Annotated in this window: 12 protein-coding genes; 4 read left to right on the top strand and 8 right to left on the bottom strand. The window is 47.5% G+C overall.

Going from position 1 to position 16,543, the window contains the following annotated elements:
• Window position 1 precedes the first annotated feature (1 nt).
• Entirely contained in the window at window positions 2-1,948 is a 1,947-nt protein-coding gene (locus GZ78_RS14705) for a DUF3604 domain-containing protein (protein WP_236631580.1), read from the bottom strand.
• On the opposite strand from GZ78_RS14705, the gene GZ78_RS30345 reads away from it, so the two are divergent.
• Window positions 1,935-2,351: a hypothetical protein gene (locus tag GZ78_RS30345; RefSeq protein WP_236631579.1), complete on the top strand. Its 417-nt coding sequence runs from the start codon at window positions 1,935-1,937 to the stop codon at window positions 2,349-2,351. The genes GZ78_RS14705 and GZ78_RS30345 overlap by 14 nt on opposite strands.
• 258 nt (window positions 2,352-2,609) lie before the next feature.
• Here the strand turns inward: GZ78_RS30345 and ovoA are convergent, their stop codons facing one another.
• The 3 genes from ovoA to GZ78_RS14690 all read right to left on the bottom strand — a co-directional run bounded on the left by ovoA (window position 2,610) and on the right by GZ78_RS14690 (window position 7,290).
• Window positions 2,610-4,751, bottom strand: a complete 2,142-nt coding sequence (ovoA, locus tag GZ78_RS14700) for a 5-histidylcysteine sulfoxide synthase (RefSeq protein WP_152558747.1) — start codon at window positions 4,749-4,751, stop codon at window positions 2,610-2,612.
• A gap of 302 nt (window positions 4,752-5,053) precedes the next feature.
• On the bottom strand, window positions 5,054-6,208 hold the full coding sequence (locus tag GZ78_RS14695) for a MalY/PatB family protein (RefSeq protein ID WP_051786203.1): 1,155 nt from the start codon (window positions 6,206-6,208) through the stop codon (window positions 5,054-5,056).
• Between the two features lie 296 nt (window positions 6,209-6,504).
• Window positions 6,505-7,290 carry a transporter substrate-binding domain-containing protein gene (locus GZ78_RS14690; protein WP_034837483.1) on the bottom strand — a complete coding sequence of 262 codons (786 nt, stop codon included), beginning with the start codon at window positions 7,288-7,290 and terminating at the stop codon, window positions 6,505-6,507.
• A gap of 313 nt (window positions 7,291-7,603) precedes the next feature.
• On the opposite strand from GZ78_RS14690, the gene GZ78_RS14680 reads away from it, so the two are divergent.
• A complete protein-coding gene (locus GZ78_RS14680) occupies window positions 7,604-8,308 on the top strand; it encodes a hypothetical protein (RefSeq protein ID WP_152558746.1) in 705 nt (234 codons plus the stop codon).
• A 376-nt stretch (window positions 8,309-8,684) separates the two neighbouring features.
• Here GZ78_RS14680 and mnmH read toward each other — a convergent pair whose 3' ends face one another.
• The 3 genes from mnmH to GZ78_RS14665 all read right to left on the bottom strand — a co-directional run bounded on the left by mnmH (window position 8,685) and on the right by GZ78_RS14665 (window position 13,413).
• Window positions 8,685-9,797 (bottom strand): tRNA 2-selenouridine(34) synthase MnmH, encoded by a 1,113-nt coding sequence (mnmH, locus tag GZ78_RS14675; RefSeq protein ID WP_034837474.1) that lies wholly within the window; start codon window positions 9,795-9,797, stop codon window positions 8,685-8,687.
• A 127-nt stretch (window positions 9,798-9,924) separates the two neighbouring features.
• Window positions 9,925-10,974: a UDP-glucose 4-epimerase GalE gene (galE, locus tag GZ78_RS14670; RefSeq protein WP_034838348.1), complete on the bottom strand. Its 1,050-nt coding sequence runs from the start codon at window positions 10,972-10,974 to the stop codon at window positions 9,925-9,927.
• Between the two features lie 1,038 nt (window positions 10,975-12,012).
• Entirely contained in the window at window positions 12,013-13,413 is a 1,401-nt protein-coding gene (locus GZ78_RS14665; protein WP_051786143.1) for an IS1380 family transposase, read from the bottom strand.
• 248 nt (window positions 13,414-13,661) lie between these two features.
• Here GZ78_RS14665 and GZ78_RS14660 point away from each other — a divergent pair, with 248 nt between their 5' ends.
• On the top strand, window positions 13,662-14,213 hold the full coding sequence (locus GZ78_RS14660; RefSeq protein ID WP_051786202.1) for a SprT-like domain-containing protein: 552 nt from the start codon (window positions 13,662-13,664) through the stop codon (window positions 14,211-14,213).
• Here the strand turns inward: GZ78_RS14660 and GZ78_RS14655 are convergent.
• On the bottom strand, window positions 14,186-14,389 hold the full coding sequence (locus tag GZ78_RS14655; protein ID WP_236631599.1) for a class I SAM-dependent methyltransferase: 204 nt from the start codon (window positions 14,387-14,389) through the stop codon (window positions 14,186-14,188). The genes GZ78_RS14660 and GZ78_RS14655 overlap by 28 nt on opposite strands.
• 97 nt (window positions 14,390-14,486) lie before the next feature.
• On the opposite strand from GZ78_RS14655, the gene GZ78_RS14650 reads away from it, so the two are divergent.
• The gene (locus GZ78_RS14650) at window positions 14,487-16,496 is read left to right on the top strand and encodes a hypothetical protein (RefSeq protein ID WP_236631578.1); all 2,010 of its coding nucleotides are present in this window, start codon (window positions 14,487-14,489) and stop codon (window positions 16,494-16,496) included.
• Window positions 16,497-16,543: the final 47 nt, after the last annotated feature.

Below are 16,543 nucleotides of genomic sequence, written 5' to 3'. Positions count from 1 at the left end.
TTTACCTTTCAATAGAGGCTGTTTTTATAGAACTTTGCTTGTCTTCAGGTGTGTACCAGACAGGTGAAGTCCAGGCACGTTCCTGAATAGTGGGTGAGTAAAAAGGTTCGTTCTTCGGGTCGATACAGCAGCGACCGAAAATATCCCCCATATCATCCATATTTTCTGTCTGGGTTGCGGCTTGCTGTTCGCAATTGGGTGAGAAAGGATCTACACCGTAAGACTTACACTGCAGTGTGCTCCAGCGACAGCTGGGGTTTTCTACGACACGAGCGTAATAGAAAGCAGGTTGTTCTGGGTTGAATTCAGGATCCTTCCAGACACCACACAAGCTGGCATAGCCCTGACCTTCAGGCTCACAGGTCTTTTTATTAACGGTCGCGCCATTATCAGGGTTACCGGCCATATCAATCACTTTCTCGTGGGTTTTACCGTTTTTGTCTACCCAGCCCTTGATGATCTGGATTCGTTGCAAATCGGTACCGGGGTGACCAAAGATGCCCGGATCTTTCATGGCGGTTACCAGCAGAGTGGGCGCTTCATTACCCGGTCTGGATGTCATGTCGCCACCCATAGCGACACCACGCTCATAACCCTGTTTGACCAGGTCAAAGGCATTACACATTTCAGGTTTGAAATCCCAGCCTGCGAAAAAGCGAACGATAGGGCGAGTACCACTGGTGGCATAGGCCTCACGTTGTCTCATGGCATTAAAGAGACTGTCCCGTGAGTTCTCTTCAGCCCAGACGACGGCATGGCCACCGGGGTTATCAAAGAAGTGATCCTGAACATTACGGTACCCTGAATCACGTTTACCCAGATGTCCGGTAAAGTTATCTTCTTCAGCCCCTCCTGGAGTAGCACTATGGGTATCGGTTGAGCCAATAAAGCCCATTTTAAAGGGGTTAACACCGTCTTCCTGTCCCAGCTTCAGGCCATCTTTCAGGGCATTTCTGACCATGTTACGAGGCGCAAACTCATCAACAGGCACCGGTTTGGCACCTTCAGCCATGACCTTCCCGTATACGGTTCCCAGCATACTGAGGTTATCTGCAACGGTTTGTTCAAAGTCGCAGAGTTCATCCTGGGTCTGTACACCTCGACCGGCCAGTCGGTCATAGCGACATTCTGAAGCAGCCTTATGCTGAACCAGTTCTACCAGAGGTTCAAAATAAATTCTGTTATCCCGCTCTTCTTCATTAAGAGGGTCTCGGAACATGAGGCCGCCAGAGAGATTAGGGTTATGGGGAATAGAAATAACATCACAACCAGTACCCTTATCTGTACAGTCTTTGCGTAATTTTTTCCAAAGATCGGGATAGTTGTAGCTACCGGTTTCGTAGGTTGAAATGGTTTTCTCTACTACACGGTCATTTCTGAAAATGACGTTACGATGCATGTTCTTGAACTCAGGGGCATCGGTGTACTCGTAACCTACCATGGTCGTAAAACTGCAGGCTTCGGTACGGTCATAATGATCTTCTGCTGCTTGCTGAATGTTGTTCCAGTATTTGGCCTGACCCGCATCACAATCGGAAAGTGTACAAGCGAAAGACTTTTCTTTGTTGGCGCTGGTGCCGCTGACGCCCAACCCCTGCCAATAGTCAGCGGCAAGGAGCTGAATGGGGTAGGTGTTGCTTCGGGTCATCATGCAGTAAGGGAACCAGTAGCCGGGCTCGCTGGGATCGTCAGCACACACGTTAATCTGCCCAAGAAATTCGGCATGATCGGTGACTGCGGTGAAATCCAGAGGGCGCTGGATTTTGGCGATAATTTTCTGTTCACCTCTTTCGTCAGGCAGAGTGATGGCTTCGCCTTTCGCATAGCGGTAGGCGTCCCAGGGTGTGTTTCTCTGGCTGGATACAAAGGAGTCAAAGCTGTAACTGGTATGGACATGCAAGTCGCCAAAGAAAGGCTGCTTCAGGGGATCATAATTGGCACATCGCACTCGCTCCTCTGTTACTTCGAAAGGCAGTTTTGCCGGAACGTTGGATGAGGTTGATGTCTCTGCCGAGACCGTCCCGCTGAACAAAGCAAGTCCAGCAGCCAGCATGCCAGTGGCTGTGCTGGTAGAGATAGAAAGAAAAGTCTTCACTGCGCGAATTCCGTTCCATTATTGTTGTTTTTATTTTGAGCTTATAGCGGCTCTGAAAATGCTGCAGTTACAGCGCTTGGAGGGACAGCACTTTCGCTCTGGCACTCTCTTTACAGAGTATCCAGACTACTTTTCTGCCTACTTTAAATCAGTTGGCTTATTTTTATTTAGTTCATTTGGGGTAGATGAATGTAAATGGGGTCATTCGAACAGGCTTGTTAAGAAAGGTTTAAGCTACTTATTACGGCTTTCCTAGTGCATTACCAACATCTTTCGACAGGCTCCTGGGAGGCTGACCGAGAATAGCGTCCGAGCATAAAATTCAGTAGAACGAGTCAGCTTTTTCACTGAATTTGTGCGAATAGTTGACCTATTTAAGCAAATTCAGTGGAAAAGATGGCCGTTCTTTCTGGATTTTAGGCCGGGCTGTCTATTCTCGGTCAGCCTCCTAGTGCTCAGATTATCAAGCAATCAGTGGCCTGATAGATGTTCGTCTATCAGGCCACTGTTGGGGTCAGAGCGTTTTTTTCCTCCAGAAAGTAGCCTGGGCGACAGTATGCTGATGCTTTCTGGCCGTTTCCCGGATTACAAACGGGATATCTCTGGGTGGTTGAACCTCCGTAAAATGTTGATTCAAAACTCTATGCAGTCCGTCATAGGTAGTCAGAGCCTCTCCATTCTCACGAATTCCACCTAGCCATTTGTCTTTTGACGTATAATCTTCCAGCCAGGTGTAGGGAGATGTGAGCACCAGTAATCCATCCGGGCGAATTCGCTCGTGAATTGTGGATAGAAAACTGTGGGGATCATTCAATCGGTCAATCAGATTTCCAGCGAAGATCAGGTCGTAGTTGTTGTACTTGCTTTTAAGGTTGCATGCGTCTCCCTGGGTAAACAGTACACGACTGACATCAATATCTTCAGCAAACTCTGAAAGTCTGGCTTCACGATAATCACCCAGCTCACCTTCAGAAGGAACAAAATAGCGTATTTTACCGTTCTGTTGCAGTTCAGACGCTGCAGAAATGAAACGTGCAGAGAAGTCGATACCGTCAACATGGCTGAACCAGCGAGCCAGCTCAAAACTACTGCGTCCTACTGAACAACCCAGATCCAGTGCTCTAGTACAGGCCGTCTCTTTTAGCAGCTCATGACAGGCTTGGGCGCACGCCACCGGGAAATTATCAACGCCGAAATAGCGCTCGCCGTAATGAAATTCCAGATACTGGGCTACCAGGGCATCCGTTTCATAGGGGTTCAGGCAGTCATCATGTTTAACCGTAGATTCAACATATCTAAAACCTGCATGCTGGAAAAAGTGTCGTCTGAAGGCGTATCGCGAATCCCGTATGGCGTAGTTGCCTGTTGAGGCCCAACAGCCCCCTTTGATCAGGTTATGTTTGCCGTCAAAAGTGGGGGTTGAAAAATCATCATAATAAGGGTGAACCTTGAAACCTTCAAAAGCGTCGATAGGAGTGCTTGTCCATTGCCAGACATTCCCAATAACATCATAGAAGTCACCGGTCTTGAACTGGTTAACCGGGCAGGAAGAAGCCCAGTACTCAAGGTTGATATTACCGGGAGCCTGTTCCCAGTAGGGCTGGTCAGTATCAATCGTTTCTCTCAGACAGTACCACTCAGCTTCAGAAGGCAGCTGTATCTGCAGGCCGGTAATGTCTGACTTCCATCGACAGAATGCCTGTGACTCGTGGCAGTTTACATCCACAGGCCAGTCCCAGGGCATATCAATTTCTTCCAGCATGGTGCGGTAACGGTAATGTTCTCCGCTGGGGACCCAGAATTCGGGATGCATGGCTCTGGCAAAGGTAGCCCAGGCCCAGCCTTCATCGGTCCAGTATTTTTCTGTGCTGTACCCGCCATCTTGCACAAACTCAAGGAACTCCTGATTGCTGACCAGAAACTGACTGGCCTTGAAAGGAGGAATGCTCTCTTCGTACTGACCATACTCGTTATCCCAGCCATAAAGCTCATTATCAAAAGATTTGCCAAGAACCTGATGACCACCGGGATGCTCAATTAATTGATTTTCAGGGGCAGCGGCTGTACTTCTGCAAGGTTGCCAGTATGGGTGAGGATTGACATACGCCAGAGGCAGCTGCCGAATCAGGACCGATGAGGTTTCCAGGTGGATACGCTCATGTTCAATGCCCATTATGATCAGCCATGCAGGGCTATTCCATGTAATCGGCATTTCCAGGGGCATGGTTGTAATAAAATTAATCACTTTTGTCCTGACTTTTTGCCGGTATTCCTTCATGGCGGCAACAGTAGGCCAGTCGTAATTTTTTTCATCCAGGTCATCCCAGGACATTTCATCAACACCGATCGCCATCATGGCTTCTATGTTTGCATCGACCCGATCTTTTATCAGGCGGGCAGCTATCAATTTGTTGATAAAAAATGAAGCCGTATGACCGTAATAAAAAATAAGAGGGTGGCGCAGAGAAATAGCTTTTCGGTAATAAGCCTGATCGCTGGCTAATGTCTCAAAAAGACGGTCATAAATATCGAAGGTTTCGCAGAAGTACTGGATAAGCTCCAGCCGTTTTTCTTCCGGAGCACCTGAACTAAGAATGATGGTTCTTGTCGGAGTCTGGAGAGAAGAGGTTGTTAATGTAGGTGTCTTGCTCAGCACGTGCTAGCCCCCAAAGCTATGATCAATGCTGTACGGCCTGATCAGCGGCTAATAAATGATAATACATGGTTTAGTGGTTAAAGACAGAAGTATCAAGGTTGACCGGTGAGCCAGTGTCATCGGGTTGACTGATACTTGGTTATCGGCTTTAAATTTCAACTTTAAGTCATTAGTTTTTATCAGGGAACACGCTGGGAGATCCTTATTCAGGAAAAGTTTAATTGCGTAGATAAAGGAGTGAAGGGGCTGCCAGCTATTAAACGACAGCCACACTCTGTGGGGTTAGAGATTAAAAAGAAATGTTATGAATTCAGGCTGGCGACTGCTGCCTTGATTCTTTGAATGCCTTCTTCCAGTGTGGATCGACTACAGCCAAAGTTCAGTCTTAGATAATCCCGGTCACCAAACTGAGCTCCGGGAGAGAGGCCCACCCCGGCTTCTTCAAAGAAACGCTGTGGGTCGTCCAGGCCTAATTCGCTGACGTTGATCCAGGCCAGATAGGTAGACTGCAGCGGTAGCATGCTAAGGCCTTCGATACCGTTAATTTCCGACATCAGCAAGTCATGATTACCTCGCAGGTAATCCAGTAGGCTCTGGCGCCAGGGTTCACCGTGCTCATAAGCTGCCTTGGCTGCGGTGTAACCGATCAGCATATTATCCGGGTCAGGTACAATACCCTTGCGAACTCTCTGGAATTCCATGCGCAGTGTGCCATCTGGAATAATGGCAAAGGCGCAGCCAAAGCCGGCGACATTAAAGGTTTTGGAAGGGGACATCAGGGTGATGGAGGTGTCCCTGGTGAACTCGCTGAGACTGGCATAAGGGATGTGTTCAGCATTGCGATCAAGGATCAGGTCACAATGAACTTCATCAGAACAAACGACAATGTTGTGTTTCTTGCAAATAGCCTCAATTGTTTCCAGCTCTTCCAGAGTCAGCACACGTCCATTGGGGTTCTGGGGGTTACACAGCATCAACAGTTTTGTGTCTTCTGTAATCCGCTCTTTAAATGCTTTCAGGTCAAGCTGCCACTGGTTGTCTTTGAGGACCCAGTCCAGTCCAATCATCTGACGTCCACCCAGTTTTGGCGCCATCAGAAAGGGGTAGTAGACCGGGAGTGGTACGGCAACGGTTTCGCCAGGGCCGGCAACACTTCTCACCGCAATATTGAGTGCAGTCACCAAACCTGGTAGCCAGACGATCCATTCTTTTTCAATGGACCAGTCATAGAGGTTGTGCATTCGATCGACAATGCGATCTTCCAAACCTTCATCGGCCAGTGTGTAGCCAAAGACACCATGTTCAATACGCTGTTGCAAAGCTTCAATGATTTCTGGTGCGGATTTGAAATCCATATCGGCTACCCAGAAAGGCAATATGTCTTTATTTTTGTAGCGATCCCACTTCAGACTGGAGGTGTGACTTCTGTCGATAAAAGCATCGAAATCTGTGGACACGGACACTTCCCTTGGTATTGGATTTAATTGATTTCCCCGATACTACCTGCAGTCAGTCATTTTTGAAATGTGGCTTTTCTGGACTGCCTTGTGAAATGCCGCAATGAGGCGGGTGCAGCCAGGCGTTAATGCTCATATGTCCTCTGTTCATCCTGAACTTATCGAAGGATGCGGGTCATGCACTTCGACAGGCTCCTGGACAATCATTATGTGAAGATGGGATTGGCTGACTTTATTAGTCCGGATAATGGCTGCACAATAGGGGATTTTGAAAGTGCGATTGGTATAACTGTGGTTTAGAACCACTTCTTTTTAAGGTCATCAATATTGGTTTTACCCAGCCAGATATTGACCTGATCAGCCAGCTTTCGACTGTTCTTTTGCATCATGAAGACTTTATGCGAGCGGGTTTCAGTGAACATAGCCGGGTTGACAATGGTCAGAGACGGATTTTTTTTCAGCCGGTAACGGGCTTCTATCAGGTCAGTAATCATGACGTCAGCTTTATCTTCTCTAAGAACCAGGAACGGTTCTTTGTTATTGGCGGTGATGATCAACTGGGCATTGGGCAAGTGTTGTTCAGCAAATACCAGATTCAGGCCTCCGGGGTTTTCAACGACTCGAACTTCTGAGCGATTGAGTGCTGCAATGAGCGCCAGGTCATTCAGCCCCGTAACCTGAGGGAAAAACTCCTTTCTAATCAAGGCGACTTTGCCACAGGGAGTAATACCATCGCTGAGCAGGAAATCTCTGGCCCGTGAATCACTGTATGAGATCCCGCCCATGGCAATATCGAAGCGGTCATTTTTCAGATCCGTCGATAAATCGGGCCAGTTGGTATTTATGTACTTCACCTTTACTGGCTGAGCATAGAGTTTACTCAGGTATTTACCCAGAGACTCAGCCAGGTCGATTGCGAAGCCAGAGCATTGCATCCGCTGATTGCATTCTGTCAATGGCGGATAGTCACCTGTGGTACCTACCCTAAGAGTGCCTGAGTTCAGAATTTCAGGCAGATCTCTGGCTTGAACCGGACTGATCTGACTCAAGAACAGAGCCGCTAACAGGACAAAATTCTTCATGAAGGCTCTTTTCCCCGCAAAGCTAATAATTAAAGCAGATTTTATCCGTTTTGCTGCCTCGCTGGTCGGGTTAAGGAATAGTCCCAAAATAACTTCCTTATTCAAATCTGCTCAAAATCCGTTCGGGCTGAGCTTGTCGAAGCCCAATGCTATAACCCTTCGACAAGCTCAGGGCGAACGGAGTCCGGGTGAAAATCGGGAAGTTATTTTGGGGCAAATCCTAAGTCAGTGAATCCCTTCTGGAGGCTGGAAAATCCTGATTTTGTGGACAATGCTCAGTTAACCTGAAGTTTGTCTATGGAGTACAGTCGCGTTGGTTTCCAGAGGAGTTGTTTATTTACTGTTGTCCGGAGCGTTGCTGGGAAGCTTGATCGTTATACCTGAATGGTTGTCGGACTATTCTGCTATGGAACTGGTAGCAGGACGATTTGCCGTTTTTGGTCTCTGGGTATCAGTGATTATTCTCTTTCGTCGCGAAATTATTCAAAGAATTCAACAGGATGGTATCCAGCCCTGGATCTGGGTGGCTCTGCTAACAAATATCCTCTATTACCTCTTTTTAGTGATCAGTATCCGCAGTCTCGGGGGCGTATTTGCCTGCGTTCTGATGGCTGCATTGCCCATGATTTTTCATAAGTACTTTCTGGGGAAAAGAGAGTGCAACAAGCTCACCATGCCCTTGTTGCTATTGGTGGGAGCATTGTTTCTGCTGATTAGCCAGAAGCTGGATCAGAACTACTCGGACTTCCATGAGCACAAGATGATTGAAGGTTTGTTCTGGTTACTGCTGGCCAGTGTATGCTGGCTTCTGGGGACTCGCATGCAGCTGTTAATGGCTATCAGGCGTCCAGATATCGATCCCTCAGATCGTTATTTGCTCACTGGACTGGCGTCCATGCTTGCACTGCCTCTGATCTATCCAATGACCTGGCTGGGCCATCCTGAACTCAGTCTGTTTCCTGAAGGACTGGTTAAAATAGACGGAGCTTTTCTTGGCGGTGGACTGCTAGGAGGCTGACCGAGAATAGCGTCCGAGCATAAAATTCAGTAGAACGAGTCAGCTTTTTCACTGAATTTGTGCGAATAGTTGACCTATTTAAGCAAATTCAGTGGAAAAGATGGCCGTTCTTTCTGGATTTTAGGCCGGGCTGTCTATTCTCGGTCAGCCTCCTAGTAGCGGGTGTCCTGGCCACGGGTGTAGCCCGGATATACCGGCGCAAAGCGGTCTTGTATAACAGTGATTCGGGGTTCTACCCCAGCACAACCCTGGAAGTGTTATTTGGCGTACTTTTTATTTTTATGATGGAAGGGCGCATACCCAGCCATCAAGAATGGGCTGTCATTGCCATTCTGGTATGGGGTATGGCCCTGTTTTACCGAAACCGACCCGTATCTCAGGCTTGTAGTGCCAGTTCAGGATAACGGTTTCTGATATCTTCCCGGTTGCCCTTGAACAGTATTCGTCCCTGTTTTTGTTCCAGCTGATATTCGTACATGGGGTCGTAATAGCCGGCCAGTAAATGTTGAATTAAGGGTCGATAGCCATCAATGACTCCCTGGTTTTCATGCTGTTTCAGCGCCTCAGACAGAATGTCTCCCAGTTCCTGATAACGGGCTCCCCCCAGTCTTCTGCGAATTCGATGAAGGCTGTCGGTTAACCCCTGACTGAACTGGTTAAATCCTTCTTCTTCTCCATATACCGCCTGGAATTCAGCCAGGTTGTCACTGACATACTCTTGTAAACCAATTTCAACACGCTCTTCAATGGTTTCTTCCAGCAGAATAATGGGTGATTGCTGCATTTTATCCTTGAAGGCCTGAGACAGGCTGCAACGGCCTATCAGTTTGCTTTCGTCTTCCAAAAGCACCGGTTTACCTGCTTTAAAGTGGCGGTGTTTGAGCATGGCAACAGAAAGACGGTTTTCAAAGTCGATCTGGGTAGGCTGACCCCCATAACGGCGGCCGAAGCTGGAGCCCCGGTGGTTGGCCAGACCTTCCAGGTCAACGCTGTCATCAATATCATGAATCAGGCGGGTCTTGCCGGTGCCCGTTTTACCACTGAGAATAATGAACTGAGTTTCCTCAACCGACTTTTCCAGCTCATCAATCAGACATCTTCTGAGCGCTTTATAGCCACCCTTGATCAGTGGATAGGGAGATCCGGACTCGGCCAACCAGGATTGTGTGATATGTGAGCGCTGCCCACCACGAAAACAGAACAGGTAACCTTCCGGGTGTTGCTGAACAAATTGTTGCCATCCGGCCACTCTTTCGGCACGTACTTCGTCTGTTGCCAGTTCATAGCCCAGAGAAATAGCAGAGTCCTGTCCTTGCTGCTTGTATTCGGTACCAATTATTTCGCGCTGATGATCGTCCAGAATAGGGAGGTTGCTGGCCAGAGGGAATGACCCCTTGCTGAATTCAACAGGTGCCCGAACATCCATCAGCGGAATGTCGTTCAGGAACAGGGAGAGGTAATCGTTGGTATCCGGGCGTTGTTGGGTCATAAAGTTCCGTAACAGCTCAACGGGAGCAGGGCTGGGTTCTTGTTGAAAGCCTTATAGTTTGGCTGGAACCTGCCTGTTCAGGCAAGTGTGGATTGTTTCTATCCCTTTATAAAATGATCGTATCCATTCAGGAATCTGTTGTATCAGAATCATGATCACTGTCATAGCCATCAGGGTGTTTCTGATACCAGTTCCATAAATCCCTGATCATATCAGTCAAGCTGTACTTTGCAGTCCAGTTCAGTTCTTTATTAGCTTTCGATGGATCAGCATAGCAACTATCTACATCACCAGAACGGGGGCCCTTATTTCTGGTTACTATTTTTACACCTGTAACCATTTCAAAACTGCTCACAACCTCTATCACACTGTACGGCTGACCAGTACCCAGATTATAAATGTGTACACCTTTCGTTTTCTGCATCTGCTCAATGGCTCTTAAATGTCCTCTGGCCAAGTCAGAGATATGAATATAGTCGCGCTCGCCGGTACCACTGGCCGTAGAGTAACCAGTATAAATATCAAGATGTGCCCTTTTCCCTGCCACCACTTCCAGAATGGCTGGTAACAGATTATTGGCCCTCCCCTTTGGACTCTCACCAACATCCCCTGATTGATGAGCTCCTATAGGGTTGAAATATCGAAGAATAAAGACTCTCCATTGATTATCTGCCTGGTTTTTTGCCATTAGCATTTTTTCAATGTCGATTTTATTCTGGCCATAATTACTATCAGCTTTTTCAGGCAACACCGCGGTTTCCTTTATAGGCATTTCTTTCTGACGTCCATAAACTGTTGCTGAAGAGCTGAAAACGATTTTTTTTACACCGAACTTCTCCATAATGTCCAGCAAGTTTCGAGTCCCCTTTACATTGACATTATGATACCTTTCTCCCTGTTCCTGGGACTCACCAACAGCTTTCAGGCCAGCACAGTGAACCACAGCATCAATTTTATTCATCGCAAAGACTCTTTCCAGAGAATCTCTGTCAGTGATGTCCGCTTCGTTTTGTATTACCGATTTACTAGTGAGCGCTTCAACCTGGGTTAAAGACGATTTATGAGAATTTGACAGGTTATCCAATCCAATTACATTATGCCCGGCATCGAGCAATTCTATAGTTACATGGCTGCCTATATATCCGTTTGCTCCCGTCACCAGAATGTTTAGTGGCACAATGCTCGTGCCTGCTTCATCGCTACTTCTCCCAGCCTCCGACGCTTTTGATGAATCAGCAGTGCTCTCCGATTGATCAGAACCTTGAGTTGGACTGGGTGATGGTGAAGAGGAGTTTGAAACTTCCCGAGGTCGTACAGACGCTGCATCAAATCCAGACCGTGTATGCTGTGCAGAACCCCCTTCCTCTAAATCAAGTGACAGATAGGATGCTGTCGGAATAATATCGTTCTGCCAATAATAGTCAGTTTCATTCGAGGGTAGATCTGGCTGTTTTTCAAAGCCCTTGGGCACAGCTATATATGGCTCCACTGACCTTCGATAGCCAACCTTATTTTTTCGTAGAGAAACACCTTTATTCGAATCTTTGACAGTGTCAGATTGCGCCTGTTTAAAGAGCAATTCGACCCATATCGCACCTTCACTGTACATCGTTTCTGCTTTAGCCTGCCCTAAAAAAAATAACATAATAAGCATTAACAGGCTTATCGTTAACCGACCGATCTGTTTCATCTAAAAACCAATTATTGCAACAATATATCGTAGAGAGCATTTTGGAAGAGCCACTCAATCATCGTTACATTTTTATCTACTCTCCCAAAAATCTTAGCCAGAAGATTAGTCGTGTTTTTGACCGAAACAAGCTGATTCAAACCGAAATTGTTTTGGATTCAACAGACTGCTAGCCCGGAAATTTCATAAAGTGTCGAGCTTCTCGCTCTGCTATTTTTTCGGCTGACACATTTTTCCGACATATTCATGCTTATTGCATGGATCTGTTGGAAAAATGCTGTCATGGCGGGAAAAGAGCTAGCCCGGATATTTCATAAACAAGGTTCGAGCCTTTGCCAAGGGGCTTGGATCTGAGTTTTTTGGCCGGACTACTTTTCAATTGACCTCCTGCACCAACTTTTCAAGCAAGACGCACGCTTGGCTGATAGATTTATCGCTAAACCTCCAATTCCAAATAAACGCCNCCCCCCCCAGAGCTCTTTCATCTGGTCGCTTTTTGACTCAATTGAGTGCCTGCAGAGTCATTTATCCCGGTCGGGGTGGCGGCATCGAATAAAACACTTCTGTCACATGCCGCAAAAGCCCCCTGAATGGACAGCTACGAGGCAGATGTAACTTGATCCGATCTTTGTATTCGACCACTTTCACTGCAATTTTGCAGAGCTTCGCAATCACTGTTGAGGGCTGAGCTTTTTCCAGTTCTGTGCCTTTCAGGGCCTTGGTTCTTAACTCATGGTGGATAACGTAAGCAGCACAGGCGTAAAACATCCTCAGATGGTTAGCCAGAAAGCCCTGGTCTGATAGCCTGTCACCAGACAGGTCGCTTTTCAGATGCTTGATGAAGTTCTCATCCTGGCCTCTTGGGCAGTAAAGCTCTTCATAAATGACCTCAGGAGAAGCCTCTTTTATCGATGTCACAATAAAACGAGGATTGTCGCCTTTCTGGTTGACCTCTGCCTTGTAGATGATTCGTGTATCCAGGCCTTTCCAGCTTTTGGCCTGATACTCTGCTTCTCCGTAAAGCCTGAGCCGCTCGGGTATTGGCATATTGTTTAATCTGGCCAGGCCGGTCTTGACCTTGAGTGCTTGTCGAGCCTCATCCAGTAACTCTTTGGCTTTGGGTCGTAGAGCTGTTTTATGGCCTGCCCCTTTGCCCAGCACATAGTCGGAATGCGGATCATCCTGAACAACCCGCATTAGCTCAGGCTGGGCAAAATGGCTATCACCCCGAACCAGCAAATACGTTTTCGGCCACCTCCGTCGGATCAGCTGAATGACGCGCTTAAGAATGGCGGCGTTCTCTTTGCCTGTAGGTGTTTTACCCGGACGCAAGACAGCAGTAATCAACTTGCCGCTGAGTCCTTCAAATATCAGTAATGGCAGGTAACAGTAGTCATTATATTTAGCATTGAACAGGTTCATTTGTTGACCACCATGGGTAATGGTCGGCGTGTGATCCAGATCAATTATGGCTGCCATCGGTGGTAGCTCGTAACTGCTGATGAAATGCTCAGCAAGAGCCTTGGCCATCTTGTAGATGTCCTTTTTGGTCATTGACTGCCCAAGCCTGGTGTACGTCGGAGCTGACGCTAAATGACCCTCTTCGCTCAGCGGGTTTCTTCCAACGGCAAGCTTGAACATAGGATCTTTGCGCAAATAGTTGCTGTCGTTGGCGTCCTCATAACCACAGGCCATCTGCAAAACTCTCTGGGTCAGGAGGTCTTGCAAGGGATGGTCGATGTAGGATTGGTGGCGTTTATCATCAATCGCGTTGGACAGCTTGGAAATGAGACCGCTATGCAGCATGGTTTCGCGCAGTAAAATGGTCCCAAAATCAGATGATAACTCGCCACCCTGAAAATCAGCTCTCAGTGTTTTGCCGTTGACCGGATGAAATTTGAGTATTTCTTGAGCAGGTTGATCCATCACAAGTTCCGAACTGGTGTGTCCGGAATACTCTGGTGGCAATGTCATTTATATCAAGGGCTGAGGGCAAATTTTGCTTATTTTATGAATTATCCGGGCTAGCGAAAAGCCGACGAGCGATGTTCGTTTATTTTCGTACACATCAGAAAGTGAACATCTCAGTATTTCAGCAGTCTTTTCCCTGATTAGAGCGGCTTTATGAATTTTCCGGGCTAGTCATGCGGGCAGTTGTTTCCTCTGGAGAATCTATGACTACCGCCGTCACCTCAGACCTTTCTCTTATCCAGCAACAAGTGCAGCAACAAGTGCAGCAACAAGTGCAGCAAAGAGTTACCGAGTTGTATTGCCTGGCAGAACGCCATTTTCTGAAACGCTTTCCCCGTCCGGAAGTCCGCCTGGATCTCAACGGAGAGAAAGCCGGACAGGCATGGATGGAAAGAAACCTTCTGAGACTGAATCTGCAACTGCTCAAGGAAAACCAGGAACACTTTCTGGAGCACACTATTGGTCATGAGGTACCACACCTGATTGCAGATCGGCACTTTGTTCGAAAGATTCGCCCCTACGGTAGGGAATGGCAGTTTATTATGGAGCACGTATTCCAACTTCCTGCCAGACGTACCCACAGCTACGACACCAGTCGGACCTCAAAGCGCCCTTTTCTATACACCTGCCAGTGTGAAGGAAAAACCATTCCCCTCACTCGCATTCGGCATAACCGCGCAATAAAAGGAACAAACTATCTCTGCACCAGCTGTAAGCGGCCTTTGATCTATAAGGAAACATTTCCCTCAATCTGAGAAGTATTGCTCACAGGGCTGAACACTAAAGCCTTCAAACCCGCCTCCGGACTGATATCGTTAAATTCCGGAGGGTTCTCCAGCCGCTCGATAAAGCCCAGTGACGGAGCTTCTTCACTCATCTCCCTGATTAGAAAATCAGAGGTAAGCGAAGGGTCATTGACACAGGCCAGCACTTCTCCAGTGAGGTCAAAAAGGTAAAAACCGGAACTTGGAAGGCTCTCGGTGGTCAAAACCCTGAATACCCGTTACGGAACAGGAAACAGCAGACAGGTGAATATTTCAGAACAGGGAACCCCGCGTTTGGGCGACAAGCGTCCTCTTGAGGAAGACGCTACTTCCAGTCCCCCTAAATTCGTCAAATTCAACTTTAAACCCGTCGTCAAAAGAACTCTGGGGATGCCTGCTGCATCGGCATTTACTGATCAGTCTGCTGGCTCCTCGTCCGTTAAGAAATCCCGTATTCGAACGAAAAAAGCAACCACGCTGAAAGCAAGGCTTCCTCTGCCTGAACCTATGGAGATCCCCCCTTCAGAAAAGGTTCCTCATCCACCTGCCATCACAAGGCCTGTATCATCAGTCAGCTCTTTTTTTCCTGCTGATAGTCTTGAACAGTTGAATGAACTGTCACCGGAAAACGAGCGTGAAGCAATCAAACTGCTGTTGAATCCATTCTGTCAGGAAAGTAGTGCTGCTATTCGATTCACTACTTTCAAAGATCTGGCCCGCTTTACCCACCGAGTCTCAAAGCTTTTGGAGTACAAAGATACCGAGAAAATGGCACAGGTGTTTATTCAGCATTGTGCAGAGCTGTTCAGGCAGTCTCTGAAAACCAATCACACGCCTGATCACCTGGCATTGTTCGCAAACTCCCTGGCGAGACTGAAAGACAACGATGTGGTTCAGCATGCCCTGATCGAACTGGCTGAGGAACTTCTGGATCGGGATTTTGAGGCTTGCCCTCGTGGTCGGTATCGGTGGGGACCTATCGATTTTTCCAGGGTTTGTAATGGGCTGGGTAAGGTCATTCCGGCCGAATCGGTGGCCGAGGCTTTGGAGAAGGTAGCCCTCGAGATTCAAAGGCGGGGAGAACAACATCAGTTGACACTTAAGAATGGCTGGGGAGTCTGGGATTTCACCCAGATTGTCTGTGCTCTGGGAAAAGTGGATCGAATGAAAACCCGGGGCAGGTCTGATGAGTCCGATAAGAAGGCCTGGCAGGTTGCAGAGGCCATGGATGTTATGGCGGACGAATTGTTAAACAGGTTCAAAAGAAAGCAATGGCCAGGCGAGGAAAAAGTTTGTATCAGAGACCTGCATATGCTGGCAGGTGGTTTTTCCCATAGTGATATCAGAACCTGGTCGTATGTTGCTGGTGATGCCCTGCTGATGCTGGCAAAACAGTTGTCAGAGCAGGACTTCAGCTCTGAGACGGCAACGACCAGGCGGCTTTGTGAGCTGGCAGTCTATCTATCTCACTGTAATTACAGTACAGCGGAACAGCAGGTAGAGCGAATAGCCCGTGAATATCTGAAACGTCTGCCATCCATGGAGAAGCACAAGTTGCCTCAAACGGTCTCGGTTTTAAATAGTCTGTGTCGCTTATCTCTGAGCAAAGAACAAATGGAGCTGGGTGGTCAGATACTGGATCATGCGATAAAAGAAGATAAACAGTTGGCGGAATCTGCCCTGACCCGAGACCAGATTTACTGGCACCTGACATTATTGCATTTTGCCCGATTCGATATGGCCCGGCCATCAACCGATGTTTCGAAACTCTCCAAAAAAGCCCATCAGGGGAGAGACAATGATCCCCAGAGAGGTCAGTTGATGCAATGGCAGTTGAATATGATCAGAAGATACTGGCGAGAGACTGACTATGAACCGGTAGTGAAAACAGACAGAACGGTCAGAACCACTTCTTCAAAAATTCAGAAAGAAGTATTTTCAGCTTTGAAGAGAAATCTGCCAGCTCATTGCCAGATTGAGCAGGAAGCTGAGATAGACGGCTTTCCTGTGGATATCCTGCTGCCGGATGAGAAAATCTGTGTTGAAGTGGATGGCCATCAACATTTCATCTGGCCAGATCCTGATTCAGCCCGTGATCCTGCTCAATCTTCCATTAAGCCCACTGTCCGAGGCAATTACAGATTTGTGAACGCGATGCTGGAGTTTATGGGATATACCGTATTTCGCATAAATATTAATGAAGCAAGATCGGAGACAGTTAGGCATGAACTGTTGGGAAAGATCAGAAAACGTTTAACGCATCCCAAAAAATAATTGTGATACGTACAACCCGAAATTTAAGCTGTTCTTCCTGTTTGTAT

This window comes from Endozoicomonas numazuensis (genome assembly GCF_000722635.1).
GTDB classification, from domain to species: domain Bacteria; phylum Pseudomonadota; class Gammaproteobacteria; order Pseudomonadales; family Endozoicomonadaceae; genus Endozoicomonas_A; species Endozoicomonas_A numazuensis.
Note: the sequence above shows the minus strand (reverse complement) of the source record. Positions and strands in the feature narration are given on the sequence as shown.

Excerpts from the sequence above, each read along its gene's own strand:
- GZ78_RS14690 (WP_034837483.1), bottom strand. The coding sequence starts at position 7,290 with ATGAAGAATTTTGTCCTGTTAGCGGCTCTGTTCTTGAGTCAGATCAGT.
- mnmH (WP_034837474.1), bottom strand. The coding sequence starts at position 9,797 with ATGACCCAACAACGCCCGGATACCAACGATTACCTCTCCCTGTTCCTG.
- GZ78_RS14665 (WP_051786143.1), bottom strand. The coding sequence starts at position 13,413 with ATGGATCAACCTGCTCAAGAAATACTCAAATTTCATCCGGTCAACGGC.
- GZ78_RS14660 (WP_051786202.1), top strand. The coding sequence starts at position 13,662 with ATGACTACCGCCGTCACCTCAGACCTTTCTCTTATCCAGCAACAAGTG.